Below are 13,920 nucleotides of genomic sequence, written 5' to 3'. Positions count from 1 at the left end.
GTGTGCTATCGCCACCCGGCACGGCCCACCCGCCTGTCGTGCTCCAGCTGCGGGCGACCGATCTGCGTGGACTGCACCAACCAGGCGTCCGTGGGGCAGAAGTGTCCGGAGTGTGCAGCCCCGACCGGTCGAAACCGCGTCATCCGTGCCCGCGACGTCAGCCCCAGCGGGATGCTCGACAACGCGCCTGTGGTCACGACCATCCTGGCGATCACCGTGGGCATCGCGTTCCTCGCCATGGTCGCCCCGGCGTTCTGGCGCGGAGAGCTGTTCCCGCTGCTGGCCGACTCCACCGCACGCGTCGCCCAGGGTGACTGGTGGCGGACCGTGTCGGCGGCCCTGCTCCACGACACCGGCCTGCTGCACGTCGGCTTCAACATGTGGGCGCTCGCCGTGTTCGGCCCGACGATCGAACGCCGGGCCGGGTCCGTCCCGTTCCTGCTGATGTACCTCGCGTCGGCGGCCGCCGGCGGCCTGCTGTTCCAGATCGTCCGCGACGGCGACGTCGCGATCGGTGCATCCGGGGCGATCTTCGGGCTCTTCGGCGCACATCTCGCTGCGGCGTTCCTGGCCCGCAACACCACCGCCGGCCGGGCCGGCCTCCGCCAGCTGATGCCGCTCCTGCTCATCAACCTCTTCCTGCCGGTCATCGTGCCGAACATCGCGTGGGAGGCCCACATCGGCGGGTTGGCCGTCGGTGCCCTGATCATGGTCGCCTGGAGCAAGCTGGCCCCCCTCGGACGCATCGCACCCTCCGGCGAGGGTGGGCTGTCCCCGAACGTGGCACGCGCCATCGTCGCCGGCGCGGTGCTCGTCGCGAGCCTGGGTGTCGTCAGCTTCGTCTGACCTGCCGTTACGATGTCCGGCGTGGCCAGCCCGACCCCTCTGGAAGCGTGGGACGAGGTGTTCGTCCGCTGCACCCGGCAGCAGGTGAACGCCGTCATCGTCGATCCCGCGTCGTGGGGTGTCTGGTGGCCCGGGATGGTCGTGGAGCAGCTCGACGACCGACGGTTCGACCTGACGATCACCGCCCGGGCGCCGATCCCGGCGCGTCATCACCTCGTCGTCACCGTCGACCGGGTCCGGCCGCGCGACAAGGGGCTGGAGTTCAGCGTCAGCGGTGACCTGGACGGGTCGGGGGAGTTCTTCCACCTCGACGGGCCCCGCGGCGTGGTCGTCAACCACCTGCTCCGCGGCACCACGTCCCGGCGACTGCCCCGCATCTGGTTGGCCGCCCACCGCGCCATCGTCCGGGCGGGGCTGACGTCGCTGAAGGACCGCATGGAGGGTGGGCTGCCGCCCGGTACCGAACCCGATCGTGCGCTGCTGGCCCACCAGGCCGAGGAGATGCGGATCTTCGCCCAGGAGGTCGCCCAGGACCTGGCGGAGAAGGCCGCGATGGCCGCAGCCGCGCAGGACGCAACCTCGCAGCCGGGGGAGGGAGGCTGATCGTGCGCTGTCCCTCGTGCCTGGCGACCAACTCCGACACCGCCACCTTCTGCGGCCAGTGCTACACCCGCTTCGACCAGCCCCCAGCGGCCGAGCCGGTCCCCTCGGCGCCGGACCTCGACGAGGTGCCCTGGTTGGTGACGGGCACACCCCCCACCGACACGACCCCGTCGGACACGGCCCCCTCGGACACGGCCCCCTCGGACGCTGCCCAGCCGGAGGCAGCCCCTGCAACAGGGGCCACCGCAACGGCGGGGCGGTTCCACTTCGACGACGGCCGGGCGGGCTGGACCTGCGGGGTGTGCGGCGAACCCAACGAGCTGACCGCCTTCACCTGCGATGTCTGCGGGGCGCGGATGGACGCCGAGGAGCCGCCCGTGCGATTGTCGCCGGAGGAGTGGGATCGGGCACGGCGCGCCGAGGCCCTCGCCCCCGGTGTCGGCCACCTCCGGACCGGCAGCCCCGGATCGGGGATCGCCCGTCTCGGCATGGTGCTGCTGTGGTTCCTCGGCACCGTCCTGCTGGCCACCGGTGGCACGGGCGGCATCATCGCCTCCGTCCCGATGGTGGTGGGCATCCTCGTCATCTGGGCCACCGGCCCGGGCGACCTGACCGCCCTGCAACGTGGACGAGCCCCTCGCCTGGACGCCCGACGGTTCATGTACCTGGTCATCGGCGTGACCGTGGCCGTGATCGTCGTCGGCGGCATCGGCGCCAGCCTCTGAGACGCGGGCACGATCTCGGTCATCGCGGGGACACCCGCCCGGCTGGACGCCCGGCCCATGTCTGGACGGCCCGTACGATCGGGGGCCACGGCCGCTTGCCCGGCCCCACGCAGTCCTCCGCCCCCCGAACGAAAGCGAGCACCGTTGGCCGACACCGACTCCGTCAAGGAATCCCTGCGGATCAAGGCCGACACCGACGCCGTCTGGGACACCGTCGGTGACTTCCCGTCCTACCCGGAGTGGTTGGCGGAGTTCAAGGAGTCCGAGGTGCTCGCCACCCGCCAGGACGGCTGGGCCGAGCAGGTCCGGTTCACCATCGGTGCGGTGGGCATCACCATCTCCATGACGCTGGCGTACACCTACACCGACGACCGCATGACCTGGACGCTCGTGGAGGGCGACATGCTCCAGCGGCTCGACGGGGGCTACACCATCGCCGACAACGGTGACGGCACGACCACCCTCACCTACGAGCTCGAGGTCGTCTCCACCGTCCCGCTGCCGGGCATGGTCCGACGGCGCATCGCGACCAAGGTCGTCAAGGACTCCCTGAAGGCCATCAGGGCCCGCGCCGAGAAGGCCTGACCGCGGTGCGCGTGCTCCTGTTCACCGGCAAGGGCGGGGTCGGCAAGACCTCCGTCGCCGCGGCGACCGCCCTCGCGACGGCCCGGTCCGGCCTGCGCACCCTGGTGCTGTCCACCGACCCCGCCCACTCGCTCGCGGACTCCTTCGATGTGCCCGTCGGCAGCGACCCGACCCCGGTCGCGCCGCGGCTGGAGGTCCTGCAGCTGGACGCCCAGGCACGGCTGGAGGACAACTGGCGGGACATCCAGGACTACCTGATCGCCCTGCTGCGCTGGTCGGGCATCGGCGAGGTGCAGGCCGAGGAGCTGTCGGTCCTCCCCGGCCTGGAGGAGATCTTCAGCCTCATCGACGTCCAGCGGTTCGCCGCAGAGGGACGCCACGACGTCATCGTCGTCGACTGCGCACCGACCGCGGAGACCCTCCGGTTGCTGAGCCTTCCCGACGCGCTGGGCTGGTACATGGAACGCATCTTCCCGATCGAGCGGAAGGTGGCCCGCGTCGTCCGCCCGGTGCTCGGGCAGATGACGTCCATGCCGCTGCCCGCCGACCATCTCCACGGGTCCATCGAGACGCTGTACCGCAACCTCGAGGACGTCCGCGACCTGCTGGCCGACACCGAACGCACATCGGTCCGCCTGGTCACCAACCCCGAGAAGATGGTCGTGGCCGAGGCACGCCGGACCTACACCTACCTGTCGCTGTTCGGCTACCACGTCGACGCGGTCGTGGTGAACAAGATGATCCCCGACGAGGTCACCGACCCCTGGTTCGACCAGTGGAAGCAGCGCCAGGCCGAGCACCTGGCCAGCATCGAGGAGGGCTTCGGCGAGGTGCCCATCCTGACCGCGCCGCTGTTCGACGACGAGATGGTCGGCATCGACGCGCTGGGCCGCTTCGCCCATGCCGTCTACGGCGACGAGAAGCCGCACGAGATCCTCTACAGCGGCTCGCCCCTCACCTTCGAGCCGACCGACGAGGGCTGGTTGCTCGGCATCGCCCTGCCGTTCGTGGCCAAGGGCGAGGTCGACGCCTTCCACCGAGGCGACGAGCTGTACGTCAAGGTCGGCCAGTACACCCGGTCGATCCTGCTCCCGGCGGCACTGCGGCGTTGCACGATCGCCGGTGCCGGGTTGCAGGAAGGGCGACTGCAGGTCCGCTTCGCCCCGCGACCGGGCGCTGCCCGGCAGGACATGCCCCGCTGAGCGGGGCTGCCTAGACTCCGACGTCACCGTGCAACCCACCGACGACGAGCAGCAGTCCGGCCCCGACGAGGCGGCCGGTCAGCACCTGCATGGCTTCGGTGGCAGCCCCGAGTGCAGCCTGTGCCCGATCTGCGTGGCGCTGCAGGCGCTGGGGAGCGCACGGCCCGACGTGACGACCCATCTGCTCAGCGCCGCACGCGAGCTTGCCCTGGCGGTCAAGACGGCCGCCGAGGGACAAGTTGAGGCTACCGACCGCGCGCAGTCGGTGATGAGCGATAGGTTGACGCGCATAAACATCGATTGACGCGGTTGCACGAGACCCGTCGCCGGGCAGGTTGCGATCGCACGAGGAGGAGACAGCGTGGATCTGACGGCTGACGGCATCAAGGAACTCGTCTCGCGACCGACGTCACCCCAGCGGGTGACGTCGATCTACCTCAACACCGACGGGGCCCGCTTCCCACGCCCAGCCGACTACGAGGCCCGCCTCGACGCGCTGCTGAAGGACGCCCAGGCGAGCGTGATCGACCTGCACGGCACCGCCCGGGACGGCGTCGAGGCCGACGCGGCCGCCATCCGCCGGTACGTGTCCAGCGACTTCGACCGCTCCGGTGTCAAGGGCCTGGCGGTCTTCGCCAGCGGTGGGGAGGTCTTCGAGACCCTGGTGACCGCCGAGCCGTTCCGCAACGTGCAGAAGGTCTCCGACCACCCCTACGTGGTGCCGCTGCAGGCGATGCTCGGGCGCCACCACCACATCGGCCTCGCCGTCATCGAGCGCGACAACGCCCGGCTGTTCCGCTACCGCCTCGGACGGATCGTGGAGTACACCGAGATGGAGAGCGACGTGCGCGGCCAGCACAGCGCTGGCGGCTGGTCCCAGGCACGGTTCGCCCGCAACGTCGAGAACGACCTGATGCATCACTTCAAGGACGCGGCAGAGGCGTTCCTGCGGGTGCACGAGGAGGACCCCTTCGACGCGCTGGTCCTGGCCGGGACCACCACCGAGGTCGAGGCGTTCCGCAAGCAGCTGCACCCCTACCTGGAGGAGGTCGTGCACGGCGACGTCGTGCCGATGTCCCACCAGGTCTCCAAGGACGACGTGCACGAGGCGCTCGACGCGGCCGAGCAGGAGCTCGTGTCCAGCCGTCGCAAGCAGCTGCTGGACAAGCTGGCAGCGGGTGATGGGCAGGGCGCCAAGGTGGCGCGCGGCCTGCGCCACGTCATCGAGGCATGCAACGAGCGTCGGGTCGAGACGCTCTTCGTCGTCGAGGGTGCTGGCCAGGAGGGATTCCGCTCCTCCAACGGCATCCTGACCCAGCACGAGGCCGACGCGAAGGCCTACGGTGAGCCCGTCGAGCCGGTCGACGACCTCATCGACGAGGTGATCGAGCAGTCCGTGCTGGCCGGTGCGCGCATCGAGCTGTTCCGCGACTCCAGCCGTCTGGACGGCCACCCCGTCGCGGCGCTGCTGCGCTTCTAGGTCCCGTCCGTGGCCATGCCGCCGGTGGCCCTCGGCATCGACGTCGGGGGCACCAAGATCCTCGGTGCCCTCGTCGACGACGAGGGGACCGTGCTGCAGCAGCAGGTCGTGCCGACTCCCAAGGAGGACGAGCCGCTGCTGCACGCCATCGTCGGCGTGGCCCGTGGGTTGCTCGACGGTGCCGCGTCGGACCTGCCCGTCGGGCTGGGCTTCCCGGGGCTGATCACCCGTGATGGGGTGGCGCGGTACGGCCCGAACATCTCGTTGCGCGAGTTCCCGCTGCGTGCGCGGCTGGAGGCCGAGCTCGGTCGGGCCGTGCTGGTCGACAACGATGCCACCGCGGCGACGTGGGCGGAGTTCGTGATCGGGGCCGGTCGGGAGGCCCGCGCCGACATGCTGATGTTCACCCTCGGCACGGGTGTCGGGGGCGGGTTGGTCATCGGTGGTCGCATCGTCCGGGGATCACAGGGCTTCGCCGGCGAGCTCGGCCACCTGATCATCGACGTCGACGGGGCGTCGGGTCCGAGCGGCATCCCCGGCGAGCTGGAGGCCTACAGCGCGGGCAACGCGATCGGACGCATGGCCAACCATGCGTTCCTGCAGGGTCACTTCATCGGGACGCTGCTGGAGGGGCCGGTGGCCCCGACGGGGGAGCAGGTGACCTGGGGGGCGCTGCAGGGCGTCGAGCCGGCCATCGAGATCCTCGCGAGGGCCGGCCGCTACCTGGGCATCGCGGCGGCCGGGCTGGTGAACTGCCTGGACCCCGAGCTCATCGTCGTCGGCGGGGGCGCAGGGGCGGCGGGCGACCTCGTCCTCGATCCCGCTCGGGCGTCCTTGGCCGACCACGTCCTGGGCCCGACCCACAGGGATCCCGTTCCCGTGGTCGCCGCCGGGCTGGGCCCGGAAGCCGGCGCGATCGGCGCGGCGTTCCTGGCCGCGGAAGAGGGCCGGGACTGAACACTTGCTGGGGACCTGTTACGGTTCGAGCGGTATCGGTAAGTGGTACCGTTGATAAATGTCTCAGGGGCATTTGACGACGCTGGCAGAGGGATTGGTGTTGGCCGCGTTGGCGGGTACCGCTGCGGCTCTCCCCGATGGAAGTGTCGCCATCTTCGGAAGCGCAGGGGCTGCGGCCGTAGCTCCTACACTGGCGCGTCACGCGGGCGATCACGTTGTGCGGTGGGCCGACGGTGTCCGGAGCATGTTGGGCCGAACCGAGGAGTTGTCCGGAGAGGATCCGGTCGACGCGCTGTCTGCGTTGGCTGCGGACGATCTGGGCATCCAACTTGTTGAACTTGCCACGAAGTCAGTCAGGCCCCCCGCAATCCGAGAGGCCGTCGAGGTTGCGGCCCGATTGCTGGCCCAAGCTGTCACTGGTGCCGGGAATCTGGATGCTGATCTCTTGACGCTCCAGGCCATGGCCGACCTGCGTGTCCCACACGTCGCTGTGATGCGCCAGTTGAAGCAGAATGCGTTCCTCCCCATGAGTACTGAGCCGTACTTCATGGACGGTGGCGGCGCCGCCGATCCGCAGACGACGGAGGTGTCGGTGCCGGATCTGCCTCACGTCGCCCAAGCTGCCCGGCTTGGCGAGGCTCTGGGCATGGACCCGGCGCTCCTTCCGCCTTTGCTTGCCGTCCTCGCACGACACGGCCTCGCTTTGGGGCAGTCCGGGTCGACTTGGGAGACCTCGGATCAGATCTTCTATCGGCTCTCGGAGTTCGGCGAGAACGTTCTGGAAGCCATCGAAGCCGCAGGATGAGGGCAAGTCGTCTTGTCGGGAGAATCGGCCGCTGGAAGACTGCCGGCCATGGACGAGTCGACCATCGAGTTCACCAGCCGAGACGGCATCGCCGTGCACACCTACCGCTGGGCGCCGGAGGAGTCGCCGCGTGCCGTCGTGCAGGTCCAGCACGGGCTGGCCGAACACGCCGCTCGGTACCGCCGGTTCGCCGAGGCGCTGACGGACGCGGGGTACCTGGTGTACGCGCCGGACGCCCGCGGGTCGGGGCGGACGGCGCAGGGTGCGTACGGGAGCTGGGGAGCGGACGGCTGGCCCGGATGGGTGAACGACGTCGCCCTGCTCCGGGAGCGGATCAGCGAGGAACACCCGGACCTGCCGGTGGTGCTGTTCGGGCACAGCATGGGGTCCTTCGCCACCCAGCACTACCTGCTGGACCACTCCGCGGACGTCGACGCCGTGGTCCTGTCGGGCAGCACCGAGGTGGAGTGGCTTGTCCCCGTCCTCGACGCCGACGAACCGGCGGACCTGAGCGCCTTCAACGAACCGTTCGAGCACCGGACGGGCTTCGAGTGGTTGAGCCGTGACGAGGCCGAGGTCGACGCCTACGTCGCCGACCCGGCATGTGGCTGGGAAGCCCCGCCGCTGCCGGGTATCGGGTCCTTGGCCGCGGCTGCTGATCCCGACCGGGTGGCGGCCGTGCGCGACGACCTGCCGATGCTGATCGTGTCCGGAGACGCCGACCCGCTGGCCCAGGGCGGCGCCACCGTCGAGCTGCTCGCCCAGCGGTACCGCGACGCCGGGCTGGGTGACGTCGAGGTCCGCCTGTACCCCGGCGGCCGGCACGAGCTGCTCAACGAGACCAACCGCGACGAGGTGACCGACGACATCCTGGCCTTCCTGGACCGCGTGACGGCGGGGGAGTAGGCCAGCCCCGTCGCGTGGCCGCTGGCACGATCGGGGCCGGGCCGACCTGCGCCGTGTGGCTTCTGGCGCGATCGGGGCCTGAACCTCCTATGGGTGGGTTACGGCACGATCGTCGTCGGGGGCCGACCCGCGCGGGGGTGCGTTACGGCGCGATCGGGGCCTGACCTCCCTATGGGTGGGATTCGGCACGATCGTCTCGTGGCCCGGAGAAGAGGCCGATGGACGGTCCTTGGTCGGGTTGCTTCGTGGCTGGAGTTGGCTGGTGTGGGAACTGTGGTGCGGTGTGTCGACGATTCGTTCGAAATGCGCCTTGAGCTGGGGAAACAGTCGATCCGAGACCGTCGATGCGGTATACTCGAACACACGATCGAGACAGTGAGAAGTGGGGTCGGGACATGGGTGGGCCAGGGGTGGTGGAGGCTGGTGAGGTGACCGAGCTGGTCACCCACCTCCACACCCTCGCCAGCCGCTTCGACCCCGACCAGATCCCCGACGGTGACGTCGCCGGACTCGTCGTCGACTTGGGACGTGCGGGTCGGCTGGTCGACGGCATGCTCACCCGGGCCGCCCGACGCGCAACCGAGACGTCCGCACACGAAACGACCGGGGTCAAGGATGCGGCGACGTTGATCGCCACCGCCACCGGCACCTCCACCGCCGCCGCCAAGAAGATGTTGAAGACCTCGTCGCAGCTGGTGGACCAGCCCGATGTGGACAAGGCGGTCACCGACGGGACCCTGTCGACCGAGCAGGCCGTGGTGGTGTCAGAGACGGTCGCTGATGCGCCGGAGAAGGCGAGCGAGCTGATCGGCGATGCCACCAGCCAGACGTTGCCGGAGCTGCGCAAGAAGGCCCGCGACATCCGCACCGCCGCCGACCCCGACCGGGAAACAACCCGCCGGCGACACCTGACCCGGCGGGCGTTCCGGTCGTGGACCGAAACCGACGGCGAATGGAAAGCGTTCATCCAGGCACCCGGCGACCTGGGTGCCCGGATCGAGGCGGCCCTGCGTGGCGAACACGACGCGGTCTTCCGGACCGCACACGCCGCCGGCCAACGAGAGGACGACGCCTGCTACCGGTTCGACGCCCTCCTCAACCTCCTCGAGCACGCCACCACCGGCCCGATGAACAACGCCCCACCCTCGAACTCTCCGGATCACGCCCCGGCCGCTGGTACCCAGAGGACCACCACCAACGCCCCAGCCCGGCCGATCCTCCCAGGCACCACCGACACCAGCGACGTGACCCCGAGCAGCACCGCTGACCCGGACGGCACAGGTCCGGACATCCGCGATCACGGCGCCGGATCGGTCGACCATCCGCCTCGGCAACGACATCGACCCTCCGGCAGGCAGACCAAGGTCATCATCCGCGTCGACGGCTCCGCGCTGGTCCGCGGCGAACTCGCTGATGGCGAGACCTGCGAGATCGCCGGCATCGGCCAGGTCGCCCTGTCCGCCGTGCGCGAGCAGATCCCCGACGCCCACATCACCTACGTCATCACCAACGCCACCGACGTCACCGTTGCCCACCTCGGACGACAGGTCACCGCCCACCAGCGCACCGCCCTCGAAGCACGCGGGTACTGCTGCGAGGTGCCCGGCTGCGCCGCCGACCACCTGCTGGAGATCGACCACGTCACCGGCTGGGCCATCACCAAGGACACCCGACTGTCCGACCTCGCCTGGCTCTGCACCACCCACCACCGACAGAAATCCAGACGCCACTACCGACTGCTCGGCCCACCCGGCCAACGCACCTGGACCAGCCAGACCGGCGCGGAGATCAGCCGAGATCCACCGGCGGAAGCCGCATGACCGCCGGCTCCGGAGGGCGATCCACTTCGAGTCCGCGCTGCCCCGGGACTCGCACGGTCGGACAGCCCGACCCCCACCGTTGTCGCTGCAAGGTGCGACCAACCACACATCGATCGAACCAGCCGAGAATCGTCCGAGGAAGCCAGATGCGCACGCTGCACCGCTCACCCATGGGACCAACGGCCCTTCGGCTCGCCCGCACCGCGGGACTGGTTGTGGTCGTGGCTCTGCTCGGCGGGTGCTCTGGGCTTCCCGAGACGGACCGAGCGGTGGATGTCGCGCTGGCCCACGCGGGGATCACCGAGGAGGGCGTGACGATCGAATCGTCCGTTGGCCAGGACGGTGTGGTCGAAGTCCAGATCGTGCGCGACATCGCCGACCAGGACGACTCCGTCCGCGCGGTGCGCCGCATCGTCGTCGTGGACGCCGACGGCACGGTCGTCGAGGACCACAGCGAACAGGCCTGTCAGCACGGCCGTGGGCACCAGGACTTCTCCACCGAGCCGTGCCTGTGACGCACGGGGTCCACGACTGACTGGACGGGCCCAACTGACTGGACGGGACTAGCGGGACCGGCGGCGTTGCCAGATGACCGCGCCGACGGCGGCGACGATCACGACGAACGCGACGACGCGCAGGCTGCGGGGGAGGAAGGGACCGGCGATCGTCACGGCCAGCAGCGGGGCCAGCACGACGACGATCAGCACCCGCAGGTCACGGAAGCGCTGCATGACCAGCGGGGGACCGTCGTGCACGTCGTCGGGGTCCCGATGCACCGGTCCGTCGGCACGGCCGATCGAGGCCCGAGGTGCAGGCGCCGCGGCGATCTCGTCGGCGATCTCCTCCATGCGGGAACCCATCTCGCGCATGGCAGCGTTGCGCTGGCCGTCAGGCACCCGAACCACCGTGTCGCCGTACTCATCGGGCTCGGCGTCCTGCCACGCAGGGATGCCTGCACGCGACAGCACAGCCACGACTGCGTCTGCCGTGGCCCGGTCGAACGATGTGAGCGCGATGCCCTCGCGTTGCGGTGATTCCACGTCTCGCCCCTGGATGGCCGGCCACGTATGCTAGCCATCCATCGAGCCGGGCGCGGCCTGGCGCTGGAGGCACGAGTTGACAGGGCGCGAGCGGACACCGCTGCTGTACAAGATGATCCATACGGTCCTGCCGCCGATCCTGACGGCGATCTACCGGCCGTGGATCGAGGGGGCAGAGCACATCCCGACGGAGGGGCCGGCGATCCTGGCCTCCAACCACCTGTCCTTCCTCGACCACTTCTTCCTGCCCGCCTACGTCGACCGACCGATCTTCTTCCTCGGCAAGTCCGACTACTTCTCCGGCTGGCAGCGTTACTTCTTCGAGAACGTCGGCGTGATGCCGGTCAACCGCGAGGGTGGCGACGCCGGTGAGGCGTCCCTCCGCAAGGGCATCGAGATCCTCGAGGACGGCAAGCTGCTCGGCATCTACCCCGAGGGCACGCGCACCCCCGACGGCCGCCTGTACCGGGGCAAGACCGGCCCCGTCCGCCTCAGCCTGCGCACCGGCGTCCCGATCATCCCCGTCGCGATGATCGGCGTCTTCGAGATCCTCCCGCCGGGCGCGAAGTTCCCCCGCTTCGGCGGCCGTGTCGGCATCAAGGTCGGCGCCCCGCTGGACTTCTCCCGCTACGCCGGCAAGGACGACGACCGTTTCGCCCTCCGCTCGGCCACCGACGAGCTGATGTACGAGCTCATGCTGCTCAGCGGCCAGGAGTACGTCGACGAGTACGCCGCCGCGGTCAAGAAGGGCGAGGTCGAGATCGGCTCGGGTGACCTTGCCGAGCTGGGTCGTCAGATGGACGAGGAGAAGCGGGACCGCGCCGCCTGAGCGACGCCCGGCCGCCACGACGTCCCGGTCCCGCAGGGTACGACCGGTCAGCTATCCCGCGAAGCCGTTGCGAGCCGCCAGCAGGGCGCTGGCGAACGACGACAGCTCGCCGGTGCGCTCGGGCCCGACGGTGAAGCTGAGGCTGGTGGGCTGGATGGCCACGGCGTAGGAGAAGACGTCGGGGTCCTCGATGCTCACGGGATCGGCATGCCCGGTGTGCCCCGGCGTGTTCAGCATCACGGCAAGCGACACGTCGAGCTGGGTCCCGTCGGGGTGGCTGGCCGACGACAGCTGGGTCCCGACGATCGTGTCCAGCGGATGCGCCGACACGGTGGTCTCGAACGTGGTGTCGACCGACTCGGGGCCCCGGTCGAAGTGCTCCTCCGACACGATCACCGAGTGCAGGTGATCGGCCCCCAGCAGCCACATGACGATGTCGAGGTGGATGTGTCCCGCATCGCACAGGTCGCTGGCCAGGCTCAGCAGGTGCAGGGCGACCGGCTCGTCGGGCAGCAGCTCGGCCAGGTGGTCGGGCAGCCAGTCCAGCGTGGGACGGTGAGCGGCCAGCGCGCCGGTCAGCTCGAAGTCCCAGGCATGTCGTTGTGTCACGTGTTGTTGTCCTCGTCGTCCGTTGCCCAGGCGCAGGATCGTGCCACAGCCTGGCGCCAGCGACCGTACCTGCGGTCCCGTTCCGCAGCGTCCATCTCGGGGCTGAAACGGGCGTCCAGCTGCCACACGTCGGCCAGCTCGTCGGTGGACTCCCAGACCCCCGCGCCGAGCCCCGCCGCGAAGGCCGCCCCCAGCGCCGTCGTCTCCCGCACCTTGGGTCGCAGGACATCCACCCCGAGCAGGTCGGCCTGGAAGCGGCACAGGAGGTCCATGGCCGAGGCACCCCCGTCGACCCGCAGCTCACCGAGCTCCAGCCCCGAGTCGGCCTCCATCGCATCGATGACGTCCTTGGTCTGGAACGCCATCGCCTCGACCGTCGCCCGGGCGATGTGGCCGGCGTTGGTGCCGCGGGTCAGGCCCACGATCGTCCCTCGGGCGTAGGGGTCCCAGTGGGGCGCCCCGAGGCCGGTGAACGCCGGCACCAGGTAGACGTCGTCGGTGTCGGGAACGCTGAGGGCGAGCGGCTCGGTGTCCGACGCCTTGTCGATGATCCCGAGCCCGTCGCGCAGCCACTGCACGGCCGCCCCGGTCACGAAGATCGATCCCTCCAGCACGTAGCAGGGTCCGTCGCCGAGGTCCCATGCCACCGAGGACAGCAACCGCCCGGACGTGGGCCGCTCCCGTCCGGTGTTGAGCAGCACGAACGAGCCGGTCCCGTAGGTGTTCTTCGACATGCCGGGCGTCCAGCAGCCCTGGCCGAACAGCGCCGACTGCTGGTCGCCGAGCACACCGGTGATGGGCACCTCCGCCCCGAAGAACGCGTCGGGGTCGGTCGTCCCGAAGCTGCCGACGCTCGGCCGCAGCTCGGGCAGCACCGACATCGGCACGCGCAGCAGCTCGGCCATCCGCGGGCTCCAGTCGGCCCGATCGATGTCGTAGAGCATCGTGCGGCAGGCGTTGGACGGTTCGGTGACATGCGACGCACCGCCGGTCAGGCAGCTGATCACCCAGGTGTCGACCGTGCCGAACGCCAGACGGCCCTCCTCGGCCATGGCCCGTGCCCCGTCGACGCGGTCGAGCATCCAGGCGATCTTCGTCCCCGAGAAGTAGGCGTCGACGACCAGCCCGGTGGTGTCACGGATCGCCGCGTCGTGCCCGGCCTCGCGGAGGCGGTCGCACACGCCCGCGGTGCGGCGGTCCTGCCACACGATCCCGTTGTGGATCGGCCGGCCGGTCTCGCGGTCCCACAGCAACGTCGTCTCGCGCTGGTTGGTGATGCCGATGGCCGTCAGGTCAGCAGCCTCGATGCCGCCGTCCTCGAGCGCTGCAGCGCAGGCGGTCCGCAGCGCCGCCATGATCTCCTCACCGTCGTGCTCGACCCAGCCGGGACGCGGGAAGTGCTGGGGGAACTCGGCGTAGCCCCGGCCGGTCAGGCCGCCCCGCTCGTCGACGAGCAGCGCGGTGACACCGGTCGTCCCGGCGTCGATGGTCATGATCGTGCGCACGCGTTCAG

16 protein-coding genes are annotated in these 13,920 nt (G+C 70.2%); 13 read left to right on the top strand and 3 right to left on the bottom strand.

Annotated elements, in window-relative coordinates:
- The first annotated feature begins 189 nt into the window (after positions 1 to 189).
- From DVS28_RS28425 to DVS28_RS13810, 12 genes are all read left to right on the top strand, one after another.
- Complete coding sequence (locus tag DVS28_RS28425) at positions 190 to 846, top strand: rhomboid family intramembrane serine protease (protein WP_216826031.1); 657 nt, start codon at positions 190 to 192, stop codon at positions 844 to 846.
- A gap of 21 nt (positions 847 to 867) precedes the next feature.
- Complete coding sequence (locus DVS28_RS13860; protein WP_164710520.1) at positions 868 to 1,449, top strand: SRPBCC family protein; 582 nt, start codon at positions 868 to 870, stop codon at positions 1,447 to 1,449.
- A 2-nt stretch (positions 1,450 to 1,451) separates the two neighbouring features.
- Positions 1,452 to 2,174, top strand: coding sequence for a hypothetical protein (locus DVS28_RS13855; protein ID WP_114591975.1), 723 nt, complete (start codon positions 1,452 to 1,454; stop codon positions 2,172 to 2,174).
- 144 nt (positions 2,175 to 2,318) lie between these two features.
- Positions 2,319 to 2,759: an SRPBCC family protein gene (locus DVS28_RS13850; RefSeq protein WP_164710519.1), complete on the top strand. Its 441-nt coding sequence runs from the start codon at positions 2,319 to 2,321 to the stop codon at positions 2,757 to 2,759.
- A gap of 5 nt (positions 2,760 to 2,764) precedes the next feature.
- Positions 2,765 to 3,961, top strand: coding sequence for an ArsA family ATPase (locus tag DVS28_RS13845; RefSeq protein WP_164710518.1), 1,197 nt, complete (start codon positions 2,765 to 2,767; stop codon positions 3,959 to 3,961).
- Between the two features lie 28 nt (positions 3,962 to 3,989).
- Positions 3,990 to 4,265, top strand: coding sequence for a hypothetical protein (locus DVS28_RS13840; RefSeq protein WP_114591972.1), 276 nt, complete (start codon positions 3,990 to 3,992; stop codon positions 4,263 to 4,265).
- A gap of 57 nt (positions 4,266 to 4,322) precedes the next feature.
- Positions 4,323 to 5,441 carry a baeRF10 domain-containing protein gene (locus DVS28_RS13835; protein WP_114591971.1) on the top strand — a complete coding sequence of 373 codons (1,119 nt, stop codon included), beginning with the start codon at positions 4,323 to 4,325 and terminating at the stop codon, positions 5,439 to 5,441.
- 15 nt (positions 5,442 to 5,456) lie between these two features.
- Entirely contained in the window at positions 5,457 to 6,398 is a 942-nt protein-coding gene (locus tag DVS28_RS13830) for an ROK family protein (protein ID WP_245973631.1), read from the top strand.
- 244 nt (positions 6,399 to 6,642) lie between these two features.
- Positions 6,643 to 7,203 (top strand): hypothetical protein, encoded by a 561-nt coding sequence (locus DVS28_RS13825; RefSeq protein WP_114591969.1) that lies wholly within the window; start codon positions 6,643 to 6,645, stop codon positions 7,201 to 7,203.
- 48 nt (positions 7,204 to 7,251) lie between these two features.
- Entirely contained in the window at positions 7,252 to 8,109 is an 858-nt protein-coding gene (locus DVS28_RS13820) for an alpha/beta fold hydrolase (RefSeq protein ID WP_114591968.1), read from the top strand.
- A gap of 428 nt (positions 8,110 to 8,537) precedes the next feature.
- Positions 8,538 to 9,929 (top strand): HNH endonuclease signature motif containing protein, encoded by a 1,392-nt coding sequence (locus DVS28_RS13815; protein ID WP_216826030.1) that lies wholly within the window; start codon positions 8,538 to 8,540, stop codon positions 9,927 to 9,929.
- Positions 9,930 to 10,075: 146 nt separating this feature from the next.
- Positions 10,076 to 10,444, top strand: a complete 369-nt coding sequence (locus tag DVS28_RS13810; RefSeq protein ID WP_114591966.1) for a hypothetical protein — start codon at positions 10,076 to 10,078, stop codon at positions 10,442 to 10,444.
- 48 nt (positions 10,445 to 10,492) lie between these two features.
- Here the strand turns inward: DVS28_RS13810 and DVS28_RS13805 are convergent, their stop codons facing one another.
- On the bottom strand, positions 10,493 to 10,969 hold the full coding sequence (locus tag DVS28_RS13805; protein ID WP_114591965.1) for a hypothetical protein: 477 nt from the start codon (positions 10,967 to 10,969) through the stop codon (positions 10,493 to 10,495).
- A gap of 100 nt (positions 10,970 to 11,069) precedes the next feature.
- Here DVS28_RS13805 and DVS28_RS13800 point away from each other — a divergent pair, with 100 nt between their 5' ends.
- On the top strand, positions 11,070 to 11,798 hold the full coding sequence (locus DVS28_RS13800) for a lysophospholipid acyltransferase family protein (RefSeq protein WP_423784785.1): 729 nt from the start codon (positions 11,070 to 11,072) through the stop codon (positions 11,796 to 11,798).
- Positions 11,799 to 11,849: 51 nt separating this feature from the next.
- Here DVS28_RS13800 and DVS28_RS13795 read toward each other — a convergent pair whose 3' ends face one another.
- The gene (locus DVS28_RS13795; protein WP_114591963.1) at positions 11,850 to 12,407 is read right to left on the bottom strand and encodes a hypothetical protein; all 558 of its coding nucleotides are present in this window, start codon (positions 12,405 to 12,407) and stop codon (positions 11,850 to 11,852) included.
- Positions 12,404 to 13,900, bottom strand: a complete 1,497-nt coding sequence (gene glpK, locus DVS28_RS13790; RefSeq protein ID WP_114594181.1) for a glycerol kinase GlpK — start codon at positions 13,898 to 13,900, stop codon at positions 12,404 to 12,406. The genes DVS28_RS13795 and glpK overlap by 4 nt, the downstream gene beginning before the upstream one ends.
- Positions 13,901 to 13,920: the final 20 nt, after the last annotated feature.

The organism is Euzebya pacifica (genome assembly GCF_003344865.1).
GTDB lineage: Bacteria > Actinomycetota > Nitriliruptoria > Euzebyales > Euzebyaceae > Euzebya > Euzebya pacifica.
The sequence above is the reverse complement of the archived record's forward strand: the minus strand, read 5'-3'. Positions and strand labels throughout refer to the sequence as shown.

What these genes read in the sequence shown, in the direction of transcription:
- glpK (WP_114594181.1), bottom strand. Translation starts at nt 13,900, where the DNA reads ATGACCATCGACGCCGGGACGACCGGTGTCACCGCGCTGCTCGTCGAC.
- DVS28_RS13830 (WP_245973631.1), top strand. Translation starts at nt 5,457, where the DNA reads ATGCCGCCGGTGGCCCTCGGCATCGACGTCGGGGGCACCAAGATCCTC.
- DVS28_RS13825 (WP_114591969.1), top strand. Translation starts at nt 6,643, where the DNA reads ATGTTGGGCCGAACCGAGGAGTTGTCCGGAGAGGATCCGGTCGACGCG.
- DVS28_RS13810 (WP_114591966.1), top strand. Translation starts at nt 10,076, where the DNA reads ATGCGCACGCTGCACCGCTCACCCATGGGACCAACGGCCCTTCGGCTC.
- DVS28_RS13820 (WP_114591968.1), top strand. Translation starts at nt 7,252, where the DNA reads ATGGACGAGTCGACCATCGAGTTCACCAGCCGAGACGGCATCGCCGTG.